22 protein-coding genes are annotated in these 20,030 nt (G+C 34.8%); 13 read left to right on the top strand and 9 right to left on the bottom strand.

The window, feature by feature from the left end:
• Nucleotides 1-27 precede the first annotated feature (27 nt).
• The 4 genes from BM211_RS16930 to BM211_RS16915 all read right to left on the bottom strand — a co-directional run bounded on the left by BM211_RS16930 (nucleotide 28) and on the right by BM211_RS16915 (nucleotide 2,663).
• Entirely contained in the window at nucleotides 28-915 is an 888-nt protein-coding gene (locus BM211_RS16930; RefSeq protein ID WP_090998689.1) for an LCP family protein, read from the bottom strand.
• Nucleotides 916-1,037: 122 nt separating this feature from the next.
• Nucleotides 1,038-1,277: a YhdB family protein gene (locus BM211_RS16925; RefSeq protein WP_035432982.1), complete on the bottom strand. Its 240-nt coding sequence runs from the start codon at nucleotides 1,275-1,277 to the stop codon at nucleotides 1,038-1,040.
• Nucleotides 1,278-1,445: 168 nt separating this feature from the next.
• Nucleotides 1,446-1,955 (bottom strand): PCYCGC motif-containing (lipo)protein, encoded by a 510-nt coding sequence (locus tag BM211_RS16920; RefSeq protein ID WP_035432980.1) that lies wholly within the window; start codon nucleotides 1,953-1,955, stop codon nucleotides 1,446-1,448.
• A 108-nt stretch (nucleotides 1,956-2,063) separates the two neighbouring features.
• Nucleotides 2,064-2,663: a hypothetical protein gene (locus tag BM211_RS16915; protein WP_035432978.1), complete on the bottom strand. Its 600-nt coding sequence runs from the start codon at nucleotides 2,661-2,663 to the stop codon at nucleotides 2,064-2,066.
• Between the two features lie 282 nt (nucleotides 2,664-2,945).
• Here BM211_RS16915 and BM211_RS16910 point away from each other — a divergent pair, with 282 nt between their 5' ends.
• The 3 genes from BM211_RS16910 to BM211_RS16900 all read left to right on the top strand — a co-directional run bounded on the left by BM211_RS16910 (nucleotide 2,946) and on the right by BM211_RS16900 (nucleotide 5,761).
• A complete protein-coding gene (locus BM211_RS16910) occupies nucleotides 2,946-3,632 on the top strand; it encodes a response regulator transcription factor (protein WP_035433055.1) in 687 nt (228 codons plus the stop codon).
• Nucleotides 3,619-5,028 carry a sensor histidine kinase gene (locus BM211_RS16905; protein WP_035432976.1) on the top strand — a complete coding sequence of 470 codons (1,410 nt, stop codon included), beginning with the start codon at nucleotides 3,619-3,621 and terminating at the stop codon, nucleotides 5,026-5,028. The genes BM211_RS16910 and BM211_RS16905 overlap by 14 nt, the downstream gene beginning before the upstream one ends.
• A gap of 172 nt (nucleotides 5,029-5,200) precedes the next feature.
• Nucleotides 5,201-5,761 (top strand): nitroreductase family protein, encoded by a 561-nt coding sequence (locus BM211_RS16900; protein WP_035432974.1) that lies wholly within the window; start codon nucleotides 5,201-5,203, stop codon nucleotides 5,759-5,761.
• 450 nt (nucleotides 5,762-6,211) lie between these two features.
• On the opposite strand, the gene BM211_RS16895 is transcribed toward BM211_RS16900, so the two are convergent.
• From BM211_RS16895 to BM211_RS16885, 3 genes are all read right to left on the bottom strand, one after another.
• Complete coding sequence (locus tag BM211_RS16895; protein WP_090998687.1) at nucleotides 6,212-6,844, bottom strand: type 1 glutamine amidotransferase family protein; 633 nt, start codon at nucleotides 6,842-6,844, stop codon at nucleotides 6,212-6,214.
• Nucleotides 6,845-6,919: 75 nt separating this feature from the next.
• Nucleotides 6,920-7,882, bottom strand: a complete 963-nt coding sequence (locus BM211_RS16890; RefSeq protein WP_090998686.1) for a helix-turn-helix transcriptional regulator — start codon at nucleotides 7,880-7,882, stop codon at nucleotides 6,920-6,922.
• A 231-nt stretch (nucleotides 7,883-8,113) separates the two neighbouring features.
• Nucleotides 8,114-8,455: a DUF952 domain-containing protein gene (locus BM211_RS16885; RefSeq protein ID WP_090998684.1), complete on the bottom strand. Its 342-nt coding sequence runs from the start codon at nucleotides 8,453-8,455 to the stop codon at nucleotides 8,114-8,116.
• Between the two features lie 166 nt (nucleotides 8,456-8,621).
• Here BM211_RS16885 and BM211_RS16880 point away from each other — a divergent pair, with 166 nt between their 5' ends.
• The 5 genes from BM211_RS16880 (at nucleotide 8,622) to BM211_RS26540 (ending at nucleotide 13,673) form a co-directional block, all read left to right on the top strand.
• On the top strand, nucleotides 8,622-10,040 hold the full coding sequence (locus BM211_RS16880) for a SpoVR family protein (protein WP_035432966.1): 1,419 nt from the start codon (nucleotides 8,622-8,624) through the stop codon (nucleotides 10,038-10,040).
• Between the two features lie 150 nt (nucleotides 10,041-10,190).
• Nucleotides 10,191-10,679, top strand: coding sequence for a DinB family protein (locus tag BM211_RS16875; RefSeq protein ID WP_090998681.1), 489 nt, complete (start codon nucleotides 10,191-10,193; stop codon nucleotides 10,677-10,679).
• 119 nt (nucleotides 10,680-10,798) lie between these two features.
• Nucleotides 10,799-12,061, top strand: a complete 1,263-nt coding sequence (locus tag BM211_RS16870) for a neutral/alkaline non-lysosomal ceramidase N-terminal domain-containing protein (RefSeq protein ID WP_090998679.1) — start codon at nucleotides 10,799-10,801, stop codon at nucleotides 12,059-12,061.
• 203 nt (nucleotides 12,062-12,264) lie between these two features.
• Nucleotides 12,265-13,524, top strand: a complete 1,260-nt coding sequence (locus BM211_RS16865) for a helix-turn-helix transcriptional regulator (protein WP_090998677.1) — start codon at nucleotides 12,265-12,267, stop codon at nucleotides 13,522-13,524.
• Entirely contained in the window at nucleotides 13,521-13,673 is a 153-nt protein-coding gene (locus BM211_RS26540) for a hypothetical protein (protein ID WP_177206957.1), read from the top strand. Before BM211_RS16865 ends, BM211_RS26540 begins: the two co-directional genes overlap by 4 nt.
• 248 nt (nucleotides 13,674-13,921) lie before the next feature.
• On the opposite strand, the gene BM211_RS16860 is transcribed toward BM211_RS26540, so the two are convergent.
• Together BM211_RS16860 and BM211_RS27590 are read right to left on the bottom strand one after the other, a co-directional pair.
• On the bottom strand, nucleotides 13,922-14,464 hold the full coding sequence (locus BM211_RS16860) for a peroxiredoxin family protein (protein ID WP_090998675.1): 543 nt from the start codon (nucleotides 14,462-14,464) through the stop codon (nucleotides 13,922-13,924).
• 13 nt (nucleotides 14,465-14,477) lie between these two features.
• Entirely contained in the window at nucleotides 14,478-15,008 is a 531-nt protein-coding gene (locus BM211_RS27590; protein ID WP_090998673.1) for a MauE/DoxX family redox-associated membrane protein, read from the bottom strand.
• A gap of 376 nt (nucleotides 15,009-15,384) precedes the next feature.
• Between BM211_RS27590 and BM211_RS16850 the strand changes: the two genes are divergently transcribed.
• The 5 genes from BM211_RS16850 (at nucleotide 15,385) to BM211_RS16835 (ending at nucleotide 19,998) form a co-directional block, all read left to right on the top strand.
• Nucleotides 15,385-15,678, top strand: coding sequence for a PqqD family protein (locus BM211_RS16850; RefSeq protein ID WP_090998671.1), 294 nt, complete (start codon nucleotides 15,385-15,387; stop codon nucleotides 15,676-15,678).
• The gene (locus BM211_RS16845) at nucleotides 15,659-16,051 is read left to right on the top strand and encodes a lasso peptide biosynthesis B2 protein (protein ID WP_090998669.1); all 393 of its coding nucleotides are present in this window, start codon (nucleotides 15,659-15,661) and stop codon (nucleotides 16,049-16,051) included. The genes BM211_RS16850 and BM211_RS16845 overlap by 20 nt, the downstream gene beginning before the upstream one ends.
• 48 nt (nucleotides 16,052-16,099) lie before the next feature.
• Nucleotides 16,100-17,941: an asparagine synthetase B family protein gene (locus BM211_RS16840; RefSeq protein WP_090998667.1), complete on the top strand. Its 1,842-nt coding sequence runs from the start codon at nucleotides 16,100-16,102 to the stop codon at nucleotides 17,939-17,941.
• Between the two features lie 58 nt (nucleotides 17,942-17,999).
• Entirely contained in the window at nucleotides 18,000-18,140 is a 141-nt protein-coding gene (locus tag BM211_RS26535) for a hypothetical protein (protein WP_177206955.1), read from the top strand.
• A 121-nt stretch (nucleotides 18,141-18,261) separates the two neighbouring features.
• Complete coding sequence (locus BM211_RS16835) at nucleotides 18,262-19,998, top strand: ABC transporter ATP-binding protein (RefSeq protein ID WP_090998665.1); 1,737 nt, start codon at nucleotides 18,262-18,264, stop codon at nucleotides 19,996-19,998.
• Nucleotides 19,999-20,030 lie beyond the last annotated feature (32 nt).

Below are 20,030 nucleotides of genomic sequence, written 5' to 3'. Positions count from 1 at the left end.
GAGATACACCTTGTCTGTTAAGGGATTTTAGTGGTTTACAGCTTTCGTAGAATTCATAAAAAAGTCTTGAATCGCTTCTTTATTTTTTTGTGAATGAAGTTCTAATACTGCCCCGGCATGTTCGTATGTTTTCGGTTCGTATCCGTTTGCGATTGGGACTCGCATCGTTTCTACTTTTTCAATAGGATGAGCGAGAACGTTACTGCCGAGTGAGAATAACGTTTGCGTATCCATGCTCGTTTGAATATAAGGGAGAAGGTCATGAACGATCATAGGTAATTGGAAGACGCCGTCTACAGATTGCACTTTTTCGGTAAAGGCTGTTTGCAATGCTTGCAGTACTTCTTGCTGGCGCCCTACACGTCCAAAGTCACTTTCGGCATCATGACGGAACCGTGCATATTTTAATAACTCTTTTCCGTGTAATCGCTGAGGACCAGGCTCTACATGTAATCCCATATCATTGATGATTGTCTGCGTGACGTTTACGGAAATTCCTTCTGGTGCGACAGTATCTACAATTTTTTCAAATGCAGCAAAATCCACTGTCACGTAATGAGATACATCGATTCCGAAGTTATGTTGAATCGTTTTTCGTAATAATTCAGGACCGCCATAATAGTAGGCGGCATTAATTTTATTATACTTTTTATCGTATGTAGGAATCTCTACGTAGCTATCGCGCATAATAGAAGCAAGCTTGACCGTTTTTGCTTCTTTATTATACTGTGCGATCATAATTGTATCAGCTCTAGCTTGTGATTCTCCGCGTGAATCGCTGCCGATAAGGAGTACGTTCAGTAATCCTTTTTCGTTTTTCGCTCCTTGAAATTTAGGAGCTGTTTGCTTTGGTGATTTTTGACAACCAGCTATCAATAGTACGATAAGTAAAAGTAAGTAAATGTGTTTTTTCACATCATCACGTCCGTTTGCTTCATTTTCATAATATGTATTATGAACAACCTGTTGGTAAAATATACTAAGACGCTATCCCAGTGCATCGGGATAGCGTCTTATCGTAGTAGGAGTTTAGGTTGTTACATATAGATTTGTTCTGCATATGATTTCTGCGTAGCATGATCAATATATTGAAACAACAGTTGAAGTTGTTTATCAATTTCTGGTAAATCTTTGCCGTATTGATACGCGTGTAGGAAGTGTTCAATTCGCTTTGAAAACAACTGATCTTCTGTTTGTACCATAAGTACAAGCAGCTTCTCCCAATTGCAACAATATGTGTAATAAAGTGCTTTATCGTAGTCGGTGTATGTGTGCATTGTGTGCCTCCTTTTAATGAGGAGTTATATATAGTGTGTGACAGAAAGAAGGAAATACACTTGAAAGAATTTGTTAACAGAGCGAGGGCTTGGCACAAAAAGACGAGGGAGATAATCCCTCGTCTTTATTTCGCTTAAATGGGGAATATGTTAATACATCATAAAAAATCAGCTTTTTGGCATCGGAGTAGGCGTCGGTTTTGCATAGCCTTCTTTATATTTATTATCAATGTATTTTCGAATTTCAAGCGGTGATTTTCCTTTTTCTTGTAACCTTGCCGATTCTAATGCGATTTCAAGGCAATTTACACAAGTTGTTGCATGAGAATCCCAAACAACTTGGCCATCTTTTTTGATTTCACGAATGAAACAGTTTTTATTGCTTTTATGTCCTACGCTCTCACCGCATCCACAGTAGCATGGAATCCATTGAAGTAATTCAGCGTGTTGTCCTGCCACAGCATAAATCTTTTTAATTTGCGCATCATTTCCAGATAAGAAAGAAGGAAGTGTGTCGATTCCTTTTGTTGTTTCGGCAATATCTCTTTGCTCTTCTGTATGATGTTGATGTGATGAACTCGTTTCTTTTACTGGTTGTTTTTGTTCAGCATTGTTACAGCCAATCATTGTAAATGCGAGTATTCCTGTCATACAACATAATAAAAGCGGCTTTTTCATTTAGATTCCTCCTTTAGATTCCTCCGAAAATGGACAGGTATATAAACATATATTAAGCGCAGCTTAATTTTAGAAGTAAAAAAGAAGGAGCGAATATACACTCCTTCCTTATCTTGCTTTTTTCATTTTTAATTCTGCTTTTAATTTCTTCATTTCTGTTTGTATATCCTCTTTTTTCACGTTTAATTTTTCAGCAATTTGTTTTACATTCATACCATCTTTCTTCATTTTTAACACATCATTTAAAGGCGTGTTACTTTTTTGTGAAATAATGTTGAGCACTGCAAGTTGGAACAATGATACTTCATAGTCACGCATTGTTTGTTTCACTTGATCTGGCGTCGATTTTTGCATGTCTGCTACTTTTTGAAACAACTTCACTTTTGCCTCTTTACTCAGATGATGTTTATGCAGTTTCTTCTTATCAACGCCAAAGTGCTTAGCAGTCTCTTTCCAATTCTGGTTTTGCTTATAGTAGTCTAATACAGTGTTAATATCTTTTCCGCTTAACTTAGCAATGCGAGCTGCTTTCCCAATTTCACGCTTTTGATAGCCTTTTTCCGTTAATGATTTGTATTGCTCTTCAGAAATGAATTTATGGTGCTTCGTAGCTGTTTGTGAGCTATCCGTAGAGGCGTATGCAGTTAGCGACGTTGCTCCGCATAATAGTGATACCGCTAACATTCCTGTTACTAGCTTTTTCTTCATAGTTAATCACTCCTATATATAGTTGATTGCTTTTGTTATAGCTTATCCAAAAAGTATGACGAAACTATGAACAAATTATGTTTTAAATAGGTACAAATTGAAAAAACGACGTCAAAAACCCTTTCTGTTTAGGGAGGAAGAGAGCATCTGGCCATGCATAGCAACGACTAATAAGTTTGAAAATTAGAATGGATATATATAAGGAGAAGTAGAGAGTTGTTTCTATGGGATAAGAGCTTTAAAATGAAGAAAAAGATTTCAATGAATGGAGAAGATGCTGCGATGCATGTATTAATTGTAGAGGATAATGAGAGTGTGTGTTCCATGCTTGAAATGTTTTTTATGAAAGAGAACTTTCAAGCCACATTTGTCGCAGATGGTTTAGAAGCATATGCATTGTTTCAAAAGAAAGAATGGGATTTGCTTATTATAGATTGGATGATTCCAGGGATGGACGGTATAAAACTATGTCAAAAAATAAGAGAAAGCAGCGACGTTCCGATCATTATGTTAACCGCAAAAGATAGTGAAGCGGATCAAGTGCTAGGATTAGAAATTGGAGCAGACGATTATGTTACAAAGCCGTTTAGTCCGCTTACATTAATCGCAAGGATGAAGGCAGTTGTCCGTCGTTTAGCAAAAAATCAGATGAAAAGTGAAACGAATCATTTTCGTATTAATGAAGAAACGAGAGAAGTATTTTTAGACGGTGAGAAAGTAAACAATTTAACGCCAAAAGAATTTGAATTACTCGTCTTTTTTACGAAGCACCCGCGCCAAGTATTTCGCAGGGAGCAGCTGTTAGAACGCATTTGGGGCTATCAATTTTACGGAGATGAACGAACGGTCGATGTACATATTAAACGGCTTCGCAAAAAAATTAGAACTGACTCGCATATATGGATTCATACTGTGTGGGGCGTCGGTTATAAATTTGATGAAGTGGTAGCTGGCTGTGAAAAAGATTAAATATTTTTATCAGCTGTTGTTTAGTTACGTTTTTGTTTTACTTGTTGCCTTTATTCTATTAAGTGTCATGTTTTTAAGTTTAGCTAAAAATCTTGCTTACGAGACAAAGGTAGAAGAGCTTACTTCTTATGGGACGAAAATTATTGATGAGCTTGAAAAAAAAGAGATGGATATTCATGTTGTGAAATTGAAACATTTTTCTAGTTTACTACGTGCACGTGACACGAAGTTTTTCATCTTTAATGAAAAGGGAGAAATTACGCAATCACCCGTTCATGTAAAGAAAAATCCATTGTTAAGTGCGGGAGAATGGAAGCAAATTCAACAGGGTGAAACAGTGAAAATAAAACGAGACGTGAACAGATTTGAACAGCCTGTATCAATTGTCGCGATTCCATATATGAGAAATGGTGAACTGCAAGGCGGCGTGATGTTAACAGCTCCTATTCACAGCACGCTTGAAACAATTACGGAATTGAATCGTTATTTATTCATTGCAGCAGGTGTGACGTTTCTAATTGTACTCGTAGTCAGTATTTTTTTCTCGCGCTCTTTAGTAAAACGGGTCCAGCGTCTTCGCGGGGCAACCGCAATGATCGCAAAAGGTCAGTATGATGTACATATTCCTATCGGACAATATGATGAAATTGGCTTGCTCGGAAATGATTTTAATAATATGGCACAGCAGCTTCAAAAAGCACAGACAGAAATCAATCGTTTAGAAAAGAGAAAACGTCAATTTATCGCTGATGTTTCCCATGAATTAAAAACACCGCTCACGACAATAAATGGTTTAGTAGAAGGGATGAAGAATGACCTCATTCCAGAGGAGAAAAAGCAGCGCTGCTATGAAATGATGGAACAAGAAACGAAGCGATTGATTCGTCTCGTTAATGAAACGTTAGACTATGAAAAAATTCTTTCAAATGAAGTTACACTTCAAAAAGAAGAAATTGACGTAAAGGAAATCTTTGAAGTCGTTAGTGAACAATTAGAACTGCAGGCAGAAGAAAACAGAAATAAAATTGAAATCGATGTTTTGGCTCACATATTTGTTTACGCTGACTATGACCGATTGCTGCAAGTTTTACTAAACATCACAAAAAATAGTCTGCAATTTACAGAGAACGGAACGATTCGATTACGAGGAAAAGAAGAAGGACAAACAGTAACGATTGAAATTGTAGATACAGGAATAGGAATGAAACAAGAAGAAGTCGCTGCCATATGGTCGCGTTTTTATAAAGCAGATGCCTCTAGAACGAATAGCTATGGTGAATTTGGATTAGGATTATCAATTGTAAAGGAACTTGTGAAACTACACGATGGAACGGTAGAAGTAACGAGTGAACAAAATAAAGGAACAACGTTTATCATACGTTTTCCTAAATTATGAAAATCGTCTTACATAAAGTAAGGCGATTTTCTTTATATAGTCATAAAAAGAAACGGGTTTTTCTGTATTAAATATTGATTTGTATAAGGAAACTAGATTATAATTGAAATTGATAATCCTTATCAATTAAAAAGTATACATATAGATAGAAAATGATGAAGGAGAGGAAAAGATGACAACTTATACTTCCATCGCAACTGTTGTGAAAGAAAGAAGATCCATTCGTACATTTACAAATAAAACAGTAGAAAAAGAATTGTTAATAGAACTATTAAACGATGCAACATGGGCGCCGAATCATAAGAACCGCGAGCCTTGGCAATGTAAATTATTTATAGAAAACGGCCGCAAAACATTAGTAGACGCTGTGTTAAGCTCGTTTTCAGCAGAAGAAAGACAAAAGCGCGGAAACATGTTAACAGAACGGTTTATGAATACACCAGCTCAAATCGTTGTTTACATGGATGAAGACCCGCGCCAAGTGCAGCGTGATGAAGATTATGCTGCGGTATGTGCATTTATACAAAACTTCCAGCTACTAGCTTGGGAACATCGATTAGGAACGGTTTGGAAAACGGGAGGGCTCATTTACAATCCTGATTTTATGAAAGTAATCGGTTTAACGAAGGGACAGCGAGTTGTTGGTATTTTACATGTTGGCTATTTTGATAAAGTACCAGAAGGGAAAGCGCGTACGCCGATTGTGGAGAAGTTGGAGATTGTTGAGGGATAAAGCGAAATTTCCAGCAGTGAGGGGGCTTTAGCCTTCACTGCTGGTTTGAAATAAAGTTTGATTAAAAGTGTGCTGCAAACGTTGATTTTATTTCCGGATAGATTTAGTTTTTATCCCGCTATTCGTGGGCAGTAATACTCCCACCTCAAAATTCAGCGAAAGCAAGGTCCAGCTCTAGCGGCGCCCCCTCGGACGAGGCCAAAAGCGCCTCTCTGTCAGGGGCGTGGGCGTCCTACGATTCTGAACGAGCCGCTTCCGCTTTTCTTAAGAAGGCCCGTAAAAGCCCGATTGGTTCAACTAATAATCAGTGGGGGATGAAGAAAACCCCCACTGATTAAAGTTTCACTTTATAAAAAAGACTGATTATTTTCTAACAGTGTTATTTCACAGTCACGCCTGATTCTTGAAGAACAGTCCATCATTATTAGCAAAAGAACATGCTATTAAGGCTCATCTAGTTATTGAATTCATTAACTGGAAGAAGTATTCAGGTTTATGAGTCTTATGTAGGTTATACCATGAACGCAATGTATCTGGTGCAAATACATCTAAAATTTTCAGTACTTCCACCGCAAATTCTAGAGGGGCTATTCCTGATGCAGTAACCAAATTCACATCAGATACTGCAGGCCCCATCTCATAAAATTTTTCTCCTTTATAATTAGGACAGACCATTTTAATATACTCTAAGTTATTACTTGTATGCTTTCTAGAGTTTAGGTATCCAATATTCGCCAGTCCCTCAGTTGCACCACAAATTGCAGCAACAATAGTGCCAAGCTTTAAAGCTTCGCCAATTTTTTTTAAGATAGGTTGGTGAATATCTTCTCCCCAAGTAGTTCCTCCAGGTAAAATGATAAGATCTTTACTCTCGAGAGTACACTCATCAAGGGAAATATCTGGTTTTATATTCAATCCTCCCATTGTAGTAATAATTTCTTTAGTAGTTCCTACTGTAACTACTTTTAAAGGTGCTAAATCTTTTTTGAAATATCTTCCTGAGTTTAGTTCAGCAATTAAATATCCATATTCCCAGTCTGACATTGTATGAAATACATAAAGATAAACTTTTTTTGTTTGCATCCAATCACACTCCAATCACTATTGATATAGCCTATTATAAAATAACTTCCCTGACAGCTAATGTCAGGGAAGTTATCATACTTGATGAAATTGTATTAATTCCGACAGAACTTCAATAAGTCTTTTCTTAAGACTTATTGGCTCAATAATTTGAATGGATTTGCCGTACGGTAAAAGTAAATAAGGTACATATGTATGTATTATATTTTTTTCAAGAAGGAATACAGCTTGATTCGGAGTTCGTTCATGTAAATAATGTCCTAAAAACCAATGTTGGCAAACATCATGTAACGTACTTTTATTTCCATTAATAACTAAAGAAATAATCTCCTTCTTATCTTCTATAGTGGGAAGAAGGTTTTTCAAAAAAAAGTCACGTGCTGAAAAATTTTCTGGCCGGTTAAACTTATTTCCAGTTAGCATTAGACTCTCAATTCTCTCTACTCTAAAACTGCGGATATCATTTCTAAGATGACAAAATCCAATCATATACCACCTATTATTCCAATAAATAATTCTGTATGGATCAACCAATCTATACTTTGATTGCTCTTCGCCATTTTTATGGTATTGAATTTTTACAGAATATCCGTCAGCTACGGTCTGCTCCAGCTCCTTCAAGAAAGGTTCCATCGAGAGGGAACTGATTCGATTTATTACTTCAAGACTGGTTAAATGTTGGTTTATCTTTGTTTCTTGCTCTTGGTTTGAATATTTACCTAGCTTTGAAATAGCTCTATTTAGTGCTTCTCCTCCATAATATCCGGCCTCTTTTGCAAAAACAGCAGCGTGAAATAGTGATGTTTGCTCCTCAGAATCAAAAAAAAGAGGAGCTTCAATAAAATTATTCAATAAAGTATATCCACCGTTATGTCCTGTGTCTGAAATTATAGGTACACCACTTGTCGAAAGTGTATCAATATAACGATACACAGTCCTTATATTCATCTCTAACTTTTCTGAAATTTGTTTTGCAGTAATTTTTTCACCTGAGCTAAGCATCCATAGAATTGCTAGTACATTGTCCATCTTAGGCATATAAAGCCACCTCAATATGGAATTTATTATTTATCATATAATTTTTTCCCCTTAATTCGTGTTAAGTAAATTTTACTGTATTAATCATTAGAATTTAACGTGTTTTCCTTGAATTATACTATTCTACCTTAGTAGTTTAATATAACTCTTTTGTGGATTAAGAAAAAATCCTGCCAATATTTCGACAGGATTTTTGAACAAACTTTAATATAAATGATTAATTTGTTTTTGTTATGCAAGTTCTGTTGGAAGAGTGAACGTACCATCTTCATGTTGATGTAATGTGTAGATATTCGTAATCGCACTCGTATGAATGACACCATAAATGTGAGGATATTGTTCTCCGTTTGCAGCGAATTCGTACTTAATTTCAGCTTCCACACGATCGGCATCAATTGCTAACAATATAAGAGAAGATTCTGATGCAAAATGTTTATGAACAACTTGTAATGATTGATTCAGAAATGAACAGTGAATGAAGCCTTCTTCGTGTAAAGAAGGTTCGACAATTACTCCTTTTTCCTTTGCGTTCTCCCATGATTGTATTGTCATAACTTTCATGATTGTTTTCATAATATTGCCCCCTTTGTAATGACTGTTTTTCTAAAGAAAATTTTACATGTTTTTCAAGTGAATCGCATCTACAAAACAAAATAAATGGAGGGAGTTTCTATAATCTTCATGAAAGCTTGCTTCTATTCATACACTTTCATAAGGGAATGTGTAAGGAGGGAAAAAGATGAGAAGCAATGAGGAGAAAGCATTGCAATATGCAATTGCGGAAATTACGGAAATCGCCACAGGGTTTGGCTTAGATTTTTATCCGATGCGTTATGAAATTTGTCCAGCAGACATTATTTATACATTTGGTGCGTACGGGATGCCAACGCGCTTTTCGCATTGGAGCTTTGGAAAACAATTTTATAAGATGAAACTTCACTATGATTTAGGGCTGAGTAAAATATACGAGCTCGTCATTAACTCGAATCCGTGCTATGCCTTTCTATTAGATACAAACGCACTCATTCAAAATAAACTGATTGTTGCTCATGTATTGGCACATTGTGACTTCTTTAAAAATAATATTCGATTCTCTAACACAAAACGGGATATGGTCGAAAGTATGTCGGCAACGGCAGAGAGAGTGAAAAATTATGAGCATAAATACGGAAAAGCAGAAGTCGAAACGTTTTTAGATGCAGTGTTGGCTATTCAAGAGCACATTGACCCTTCACTTATGAGACCAAAGCTGTCGTGGAGTGCAGATGATCATGATGAGGAAGAACAAACAAGAAAGGCCCCTACGCCGTACGATGATTTATGGAACTTAGAAAATCGAAATAAGAAACGCGAATTGCCTAATGCACGGAAGAAAAGAAAAATTCCGCCGCAACCAGAAAAAGACTTACTTCTCTTTATTGAACAATACAGCCGCGAACTAGAAGAATGGCAGCGCGATATTTTAACGATGATGCGTGAGGAAATGCTGTATTTCTGGCCGCAGCTTGAAACGAAAATCATGAACGAAGGCTGGGCTTCGTATTGGCATCAACGCATCCTCCGCGAAATGGACTTAAGCTCAGACGAAGCAATCGAATTCGCAAAGCTAAACGCCGGAGTCGTGCAGCCATCAAAAACAAGTATTAACCCGTACTACCTCGGTATCAAAATTTTCGAAGATATTGAAGAGCGTTACGATAACCCGACAGAAGAAATGATACGACAAGGCGTAAAACCGAACTCCGGAAGAGAAAAAATGTTTGAAGTGCGCGAAATTGAATGGGACGTATCATTCCTGCGAAATTACTTAAACAAAGAACTTGTCATGCGCGAAGATATGTACTTATTCCAGCGCCAAGGAAAAGATTATAAAGTCATTGATAAGGATTGGGAAAATGTCCGCGATCAGCTCATCAATATGAGAACAAACGGCGGTTTCCCATATTTAATGGTCGAAGATGGAGACCACTTAAAGAACGGAGAACTATACATTAAGCATTACTATGAAGGAATTGAACTAGATTTAAAATATTTAGAGAAAGTATTGCCGTACATTTATCAATTATGGGGAAGAACAGTGCATATGGAGTCGATTGTGGAGAGTAAGAATGTTGTGTTTTCTTATGATGGGAAGATGGTGCATCGGAAGTATGTGTGAGGGCCGCTGGAATCAGCGGTTCTTTTTTATTTTTGAAATACCATTGGCGTTTATCAAAAAAGGAGAAGCCTTATTTAACCGAACGTACATTCTTGTTATTTTCTGTAAATTTGGTATTATTAATTTATAAGTGCAAAGGGGGAGATTAAAATGAATGAGAATGACTTAATTCTTTTGAATTTTGAAGAAGTTAGACGTAGAAGTATTAAAGTATGGAGAGCCATTCCTAACCACATGTTAAATTGGAAACCTGATGATGAAGCTTTTACATGTGCAGAAATGATTAGACATGTTCTGGAATCTGAGTATAGCTATTATCAAATAATCCAAAATTGTGGAAGTGTACAGAACCTTGATGAACCATATTCTTCGAGAAACTTTACAACCATTGAAGCGGAACTCGAATTTTCATTACCATATAGAGAAAAATTCTTAAACTTGATTAAATTTCTAACAAAAGACGATTTAGTAAACGTTAAAATTGACCGGTCAGATTTAAGTGATAAAGGATTTACAGGATATATTCGACCATTAGGTGATTTTTTAATGAGAGTAGCTTATCATGAGGCGGTGCATACAGGACAACTATTAGACTATATGCGGAATATGGGAATGGAACGTCCTGATATATGGGATTAATATTCGACGAACTAAGACTTTCTTAAAAAAGGAGAACCTTCTATGGGACTCTTATTTCAATATACAAAACCAAATACTGAATGAAATAACCAATTACATAAATAACTGGAGAGATCCAAATGAGTAAAGTAGGAATATATAAAGTAGATATCACACCCCCTCTAGGTATCGACTTCATCGGATACCATAGAGAAACAGGAATTCGTAATATTGATGAACACATTTATGCAACAGCATATGTGTTTGAAAGCAATCAAACAAAGACCGTATTTATAAGCATTGACAACATAGGAATGTTAATAGAAGATACTGTAATCATTCGGGAACAAATCGCAAATGAGCTAAATGTTCCATTAGAAAACATAATGGTTGTGTATACTCATACGCATTCTGGTCCCGAAACAGTTGGCGATGATGAGTTAATAATGCCTTATAAAACAATTCTCATCACTAATGTAATAAGAGCGGCTATTATCGCAAATGACAATATGCAAGCATCTGAAGTTGGGTGGAACGTAACGTTAGGGGAAATAGGGATAAATCGAAGAGAGAAAACACCTGATGGCAAAGCAAAAATGGGTGCTGATGTAAATGGAGTTGTGGATAAACGAATCGGAGTTCTAGCTATTAGAAACGATCAAACAAAGGATTTAACCGGAATCATTGTATTTTGTACTGCTCATCCAAATGTTTTAAAGGGAGATAGTGATATATTATCAGCCGATTACCCAGGTTTGGCAAGGGAGATCCTTGAAAGAACACTTAACTGTCCTGTAATAATTGTTCAGGGGGCCGCGGGAAATGTGAATGCCAAATATCGTGGTTCAATGGAATCATTAAAACAAATGGCTTACGTAGTAAGTGGAAATGTCTTAACGATGTTGCCAACAATTGCGTACAACTCAATTTCAAAGTTGAAAACTATTTCAAGCACATTACCAATGAAATTAAAAGATATTCCCGAACCCGATGGAATAAAGCAGATGGCACAATTAGCGGAAACACATTGGGGCGTAAATACTGACCAATGGCTTACGATCATGTTAGATAAATACAAACGAAATATGAGACAGTTAGCGATTGATTTAGAAATTCAGTTATTTCAAATCAATGAAGGTTCATATTCTGGAATACCAATGGAACCATTTTCAGAAACAGCCCTAGAAATTAAAGAAAGATTGAATAACGAACTTGTCTTTTTTGGCGGCTATACGAACGGTTATGTTGGTTATCTACCTACAAAAGAAGAATATACATACGGAGGATATGAAGTAGAACTCAATCCTGTGGTGTATGGACCGGTTACAAATTTGTGGATGCCTCCAGAAGAGGGGACTGCTGAGCTTGTAGTGGAGAAAGTTATGGAACTGTATAATTCTTAAAATCTAGCATAACAGCTTTATAGATATTAGAAGAGTGTAAGTAAAGCCACGCTAGTAATTAATGAAAAAGAAGAGGAGGTACGATTAACGTGACAAACGATTAATGGTATCTTCCTTTTTTTATGGAATCTTATATTTTATTGAATATTCAGTGAATAGTTGATAAAATTTTACATAGGAATTATTGGAAGGGGGGGGAGTATATGGGTATTGGAAAAATTATTTACTATCATCGAAAAAAACAGTGCAAGACACAAGAACAATTATGCAGGGGAATATGTTCAGTTACACATCTAAGCAAAATAGAGAATAACTCAAAAGAAGCAAATTTAGATACTTTAAAATTATTATGTGAGCGATTAGGAGTATCTGTTGAAGAGGAAGAGAGAAAAATCCAAGATTTTCAGAAGAAAATAGATGCTTTTTATGATGCAATAGAACGGCTAAACAAAGGAAAGGCAAACTCTTTATACAACTTTTTGAACAATCACAAAGAGTATATAAGTTGCACAAAGCTTATTTTTTTATATGAATTATGTGAATTACGATACTATTTGTTTCTAGATCAATTGGATGAGGTTGAAAAAAGGTTTGGCGGCATTAATAGGTATAAAAGAAAATTTTCCCAGTACGAAAGGTATTTATCAGATTTTTTATATGCTATATATTATTTTAAAAGGAAGGAGTTAACGACTTCATTAAAAGTATTAAATGATATTAGTGAATCCGTTGAAATTTATAGCGATAAAATAAAAGAATATTATTATTACCAAGCTTTAGTACATAGTAAATTGAATCACTCCACTTTAGCTATATATTTCGGTTATAAAGCTTTAAAGGTGTTTCAGGAAACGAGTAATATTTATCGTATCTTACATGTTAAAACAATTATTGCAATTCATCTTATAAGGACAGGTGAATATAAGACAGCTGAAACAGTGTTATTGGAGATGCTAGATGATGCTGAATTGATACAAAATGTTTCAGAAACGGCAAGAACTTTGCATAATTTAGGTTTTTTGTATTATTCTCAGAAAAAACCAGCTGAAGCATTGGATTATTATTATAAATCATTGCAGTTAAAGCAAAAATATACAGAAGACTACTACTTAACGCTAGGAAATATTGCACAAATTCTTGTAGAAATGCAAGAGTATAAAAAAGTAGTTGAGATGTTAAAAGAGGAACTTTATATTTTGGAAAACAAAGAAAGTCCTGAATATGTGAGGTTAAATGTGTTGTATTTACAAGCATTAGGAGAGGAAGAACTTTTAATTCACTATTTAATTCGTCATGGTCTACCTATTATGGAAAGGGAAAATCAACTAAAAGAGGCTTTAGAATATGCAGAGAAGATTTCTTTTTATTACGAAGAAAGTGATCTTTTATTATCTAATCAGTATCTTCGTATAAGTAATAATATATTAAAAAGCTTGTTAAGTAATAAGGGGGAATATAAATGAGAAAGTTAATGAAATATTTTATATTATGTACCATTTCTTTAGTTTTGTGGGTAGATGTTACTATCCACTATAATATATATCCTAATCAAAGCAACGGAGTTCTGCTAGATAATAAGCCTCAAGATCCACCTGGGGTTGTTGGAAATTAATTATTTCTATGAAAGTACAATGGTTCTTACAAGTTATAGTGTAAGAATCATTTATGCTTCTACTAACAAGAAGCAACTTTTGTGTTGGTATCAACGCTTTTTTTACGAAATAAACCTAAGTTCAGTTAATTACTTAATTTATATTTAAATCTAGGCTGAAATCGAAACACGCAGGAGTTTTCCCTGCGTGTTATTTTATATGCTGCAATCTATTTACCATTATGATATTCAAATATGAAATTGATGAATCACGCTGTTTGTTCTTCTAGATAATTGTCTAAGAGGTCTTGTAATACTTCAATATCGGGTATTAAATTTCGATTTTGAACAAAACCAGTTTGATTTACTAATATGGCTTGGGGAACGGTTCGCATTACGTATTTTCGGAAAATTTCTGGGCTTTTTATGTATATTAGAGATGGGGATAACAACTTCTGTATTCCGGTATCATCCATGACAGTATTTTCGTTAATGATTACGAACTGGATATCGTAACGAGACGTAAGGTGTTGCATATGTGGAAGTATCCCTTTACAAATTGAACAATTTGTATCTATAAACAGTAAACATACGTTTTTTTCACGGAGAAGACTTTTTAATTGAACTTCATGTCCCTGTATATCAAGAGCTGAAAAATGCGGAGCTTTATCTCCAATTCTTACTTCTTTGATACCTGGAGAGCGCTGTATAGTGAATTTTAGCATTTTAGACAACCAAAATAACACAAACATTTGAAGGGTGATTAATAAAAAAGCAATAAATAATAATAGGTATATTAGGTCCTGGCGCACTAGGCCATCCTCCTTATCTATTATAGTATGTTTTGAATGTCTCTATATTGTCTTTAAATATAGAAAGAAGCAAGATGATATTAGTAGCTACAAAGAATGAGAAGACAAGTGTAACAAAAGATAGAGACGAAATTTGGATTGTATAATTAGCAAAAAAAGTAACCCATAAAGAAGAAATAAGAGCTACATTTCGCCAGACTAAGGTAACGCTGAGTTGCTTACTGTTAAGGATACCCCCACACCCACATGAAATGTTTGTATGTTTACGTAATAGATTGATAGAGATCCCTACAGTGTATACAAGCAAAAGAGTAGTTCCTATTATGACAGTAAGAAGTCTGACGTTAAGAAGAAATAAACAGCAAGATAAATATAATTCCAAAAATATAGTGATAATTGTGAAAGGTGCTACAGTATATTCGGGTATGAGTTTGTAGTTCTTTACAATCAAGAGATGTTCCTTAAATTTCAGAACTTTATCCAATATGCTAATTGAGAATAGCAGTCCTAGACTGAAACAAAGTGTAGTAAATATAATCTCCATATTCCCCTCCTTATTGTTATTTACTTTCCATATAATGTATATTTTTAGATTCAATCTTTATAGGAGACAATTATATCAAAATCATTCAGTATATCGAATCACTCTAACACATTTTATATGTTGGGAAAAATATATGTAGGGAATATTGGTGTATTATGTGGTCGAAAGTTGTAATTCTTTTGTTTTCGGGAACAATTTTCATAAAATGTATAACAAAGTAGTTCTTTTATTGAGTGAATTTTCCCAATACTCAATTTTTGTGTCGGATGATATATTTGTTTCACGGAAAATATTTAGAATTTTGATTTGTAAAGTACTATCAGTAAAGAGTTCATAAAGTAAAAACACTGAATAGTTAGATGTCAGGAGGTATTGTATGGATATACAAAAAGACTCGCGTATTACATTTAAGAAAGAAATATTTACTTCCAAAGGTGAAAATAATTTTGTCATATTAAATTATGAAACAGGGATATATTTGGGGTTAGATGAGATGGGGGCTATGTTTTGGGAGCTACTAAAACGTTTTGAGGAACTACAAGTGATTGTGAATCATGTAATCAATGAATATGAGGTAGAGGAAGATCAGGTTTGGCAAGATTTATATCGTTTTATAGAAAAATTAGTTCATCATCAAATTGTAACGGTAAATGAGCATGTTAAAGGTTAGGGTACAAGTCTTTCTACTTCTATTTTATATTGATTATCTTTTGGATAAGAAAGGATTAAAAGAAACGTGTGAATGGATAAAAACAAAGAAACGAAAGGTAACACAGGACTCGGTTAAGCCAGAAGAGTTATATAAGATATGTGAGATTATTCAAACGGCATGCAATAAGCATTTTTTAAAAGACAAAGCGCTATGTTTACATCAGTCTTTAGTCGGTTATTACATACTTTCAAAAAATGGGTACAACGTCAATATGTGCGTCGGGGCATCTAAAGTAAATTTTACTGCACATGCTTGGATAGAGTTTCAAGAGCGGGTAATTAATGATACACCAGATGTAAAAGAAGCACATAATGTGCTGTTTTCTATCTGAAAATTTTTTCGCATGTAGATTAGAGAAAACAAAGAAGGGGAGGTTTATTTGAGTACAATTGCAGGTATCGTTACCTATTCCAATCCAAATAATTTTACCCCTTATATTAATGAAATGCTGAGTGTGGCAAAACACAGGGGAATACATTCAAAAGAGACACTACTATGTGCATCTAACGTCGCTTTAGGACAAGCTTTATTATTCACTACACCAGATGCAAAGTATCAAAAGATTTCTTATAAGGTCAATGGACGTAACTACTTTATTACCTTCGATGGTAGATTAGATTATAAAGAAAATTTGCAAAGAAAATTAGGATTAGAAGTGAAAAGAGATGAACCTGATGCTTATTTAGTAGTATATGCCTATGATTGTTGGGGCGAAGATTTCTTACAGGAATTGCATGGGGACTTTGCTTTATCTATATGGGATGAGACGAAGCAAAGCTTATTGCTTGGACGAGATCGCGTAGGGCATCGACACCTGTTCTATTATTTCGATGGTTCTACATTAGTATGGGGGTCTGAAATTAAACAAATATTGATGCATAGTAATGTAACAAAGAAGCTCAACTTACGTTATTTACAAGGGTATTTGTTAGATAATCCGAAGGTAGAAGAGGCTACAGCATACCAGGGTATTTATCGATTGAAGGCAGGGCATTATCTCACGCTTTCTCAAGGGAAGTTATCTGTCGACCGATATTATCATTTTAAACCTCTACCGATTTCCTATAAGAAAGAATCTGAGTACATAGAAGGATTTCGACATTTGTTTGCAAACACGGTTCATAATCAAATTAGAAGTGACGGTGCTGTAGGAATTTCATTGAGTGGCGGTTTAGATTCTTCGTCTATTTTTTCGACTATAGCTCAATTAGACCAGGAATTCAATTCGAAAATTAACATGAAAGCCTACACTTATGTTTTTCAAAAACAAAAAGAGGCAAATGAGGAACCTTATGTTTTATCCGCTTTACAAAAATATCCTAGTGAATCAAGGATGATAGATGGAGACCATCATTGGAATTTCAGAGGTGACTTCTCGTATTTACAATCTTTTGATGAGCCATATCACTTATTCAACTATAAGTTTGGATCAGAAATTCTTCAAGTTATGAAAGAGGATGGGGTTCATATACATATGAGCGGTATGTATGGAGATCAAGTATTGCATGGATCGCCGTACTATTTAGCGGGCCTTGCTAAGAAAAAAAGGTTCGCAACTTTATTAAAAGAGTTAAAGCTCTGGCGAGAAAGTGCTATTCCACTTTGGGAACTGTTCTACAAGTACACACTCAAGCCGAAGTTCCATCAATCTGAGGAATTTATCCCTCCTTGGGTTAATTGTGAGCGTATAGACCCAAGTCTTTTGCAGGAAAGATTTTCGTCGACATATAACGATTGTAAGTGGACAGAGGAGGAAGTGATAGAATATTTCAATTTCTTAATTTATAGAACAGGTAGGGAATGGACAAACCAGTATGTTGCTCATGCGAATGGAATGGAAGTTCGTGCGCCATTTCTTGATTCTAAGATAATGGAATATCTTGCTGCAGTACCCGTTCATTTAAAATATAATCCAAAACATAGTAAATATATTTTGCGCGAATCCATGAAAGGGATTCTTCCGGAGAAAATTCGAACCCGAACTACTAAAGGTGCCCATACAACATTTATGTTAAGTGGGTTTAAAAAAGAATGGCATCAAATTAGTTCGTACTATCATTGCCCTACTTTGACAGAATTGGGATTAGTTAATCCAAAATCCCTTATTGAGATTTGTGAAAAATATTATATGGGGTTATTTACAGACTTTAAGTTTTATACAAGTCTTATGAGAGCATTATCCTTAGAGATTTGGATTCAGGGTAAACTGGATTATTTATAGTAGTTTTTAACTTGGCAGGTATTCGAAACAAAAAATAAAATTTAGGGGGAAATGAAAAATGAAAAAAACGTACACATCTCCAACTCTTGTAGAATATGGTAAGGCAGTTCAATTAACTCAAGCAAAATGTATAGGTGGGTATCCAGAGAGTTATGATGGTTATGACTACTATAAGCCAGACAGATGTCGTCCTTATTAAACACCATAAGTAACATAAGCAAGATCTAAGTATTTATAACTAATTTGTTTGGTGCCTGCCAAAATTAATATTAAAAGGCTTTGTTTAAAACAGAGCCTTTTTAAACTAATAGGGTGGAGAAATGAATAGAAAATATTGGCGCTATATCAAACCATATACATGGTTTTTTTTATTATTAGTTTTTTTAATTTTTTTGGGAACAGCTATCCAATCGTTTTTTCCATATGTGACAAAAATTATTATTGATGATGTATTTGGAAAAGAAAAGTTTGACTTATTGCTAAAAATTCTATTACTTATCATTAGCTTGGCTTTCATTTCTGCTATACTAGATATAGGAAAAAATTTACTGAATACTTACGTCGCAGAAAAAGTGGTTATGCAGGTTAAATCTGATTTTGCGCAGCATATTCGTGGGTTAGCATATCCTTTTTATGAGAAAAGAAGCACAGGAGAACTGGTATCAGTATTTCAAAATGATACAATGCTGATTTCTCATTTAATGAAATGGATATTACCTTCTTTTGTCCAAACGTTGACACAGGTTATAATTAGTTTGATTATTCTGTTTTCGTTAAGCTGGAAGCTTACCCTGATTAGCTTAGCTATTGTACCTATACCATTTATTGTGAATTATTTTATTGCAAAGCCGTTAAAAAAAATTTCATATGAGATTCAAGAACAAATTGCGGTAAACTCAGAAAAAATTAGCGAAAGTCTCCATGCTACCAAAGAGATTTTATTGTTTAATAGGCAAAACTGGGATATTTTAAGATTAAAAAAATCCTTTCAAAGGTTAATTCCACTTGAATTAAGAAACACATATATTCGTTCTGTATCTGTTAGTATCAATACTTTAAGTTATTGGATTATTTTTGCGCTTTTATATTGGTTTGGGAGCCATTTTGTTCAAAGTGAACAGCTTACTTTAGGGACGTTGGTCGCATTTGTTACTTATATTATGAGTTTATTTGCACCGATTAATCATTTATCTCTATTGTATGCCGATATCCAATCTTCTTTTGGAGGATTACAACGTATATCAGAGATTATGAATATGAGTAAGCCTCAACATTATCCATCTGAACAAGGGAATATAGATTTTTCTGGACAAATAGAATTACGCAACGTGACGTTTTCTTATACAGATGGTGTAAGTACTTTACATGACGTGAGTTGTATTCTCCCTAAAGGTAAAATTACAGCAATTGTAGGAGAAAGTGGTGCAGGAAAAAGTACTTTAATAAAACTGTTGACTGGATTGTACTTGCCAAATAAAGGTGAGATTTTAATAGGAAATCATTCTTTACAAAGTTGTTCTACAAAGCAATTCCGAGAACAGATAGGAGTGGTTCTTCAGGAAAATCATTTTTTCTCAGGTTCTGTCTTTGACAATGTTCTCTTTGGAGATCTCCTAGCTTCTAAACAAGATATTTATCACGCATGTAAAATAGCACAAGCTCACGATTTTATCTCAGATTTACCAGAAGGATACCTTACAAATATGGGGGAAAATGGGCATGTATTATCTGGAGGCCAAAAGCAAAGAATTGCCCTAGCTAGAGCGCTCGTAAGGAAACCTCAGGTGTTGATATTGGATGAGGCAACGTCTGCTTTAGATCCGCATTCAGAATATTTGGTGAACAAGGGGTTGTTAACACAGTTTCGAAATAAAATGACTACAATTCTTGTTGCTCATAGAATAGAAAGCATAAGGCATGCAGACTACATTATCGTATTGAAAGACGGAAAAGTAGTAGAATCAGGGACATATACAGAATTGCTTCAAAATGGTGACGAGTTTTGTAAAATTTATTCTCAAGAACATGATAATCATAAGGCTAAGCAATTTGTATAAGTGGGGATGATGAGAAGAAACTTGAAGAGAAA

Source organism: Bacillus sp. 491mf, from assembly GCF_900112415.1.
Lineage (GTDB): Bacteria > Bacillota > Bacilli > Bacillales > Bacillaceae_G > Bacillus_A.
The sequence above is the reverse complement of the archived record's forward strand: the minus strand, read 5'-3'. Positions and strand labels throughout refer to the sequence as shown.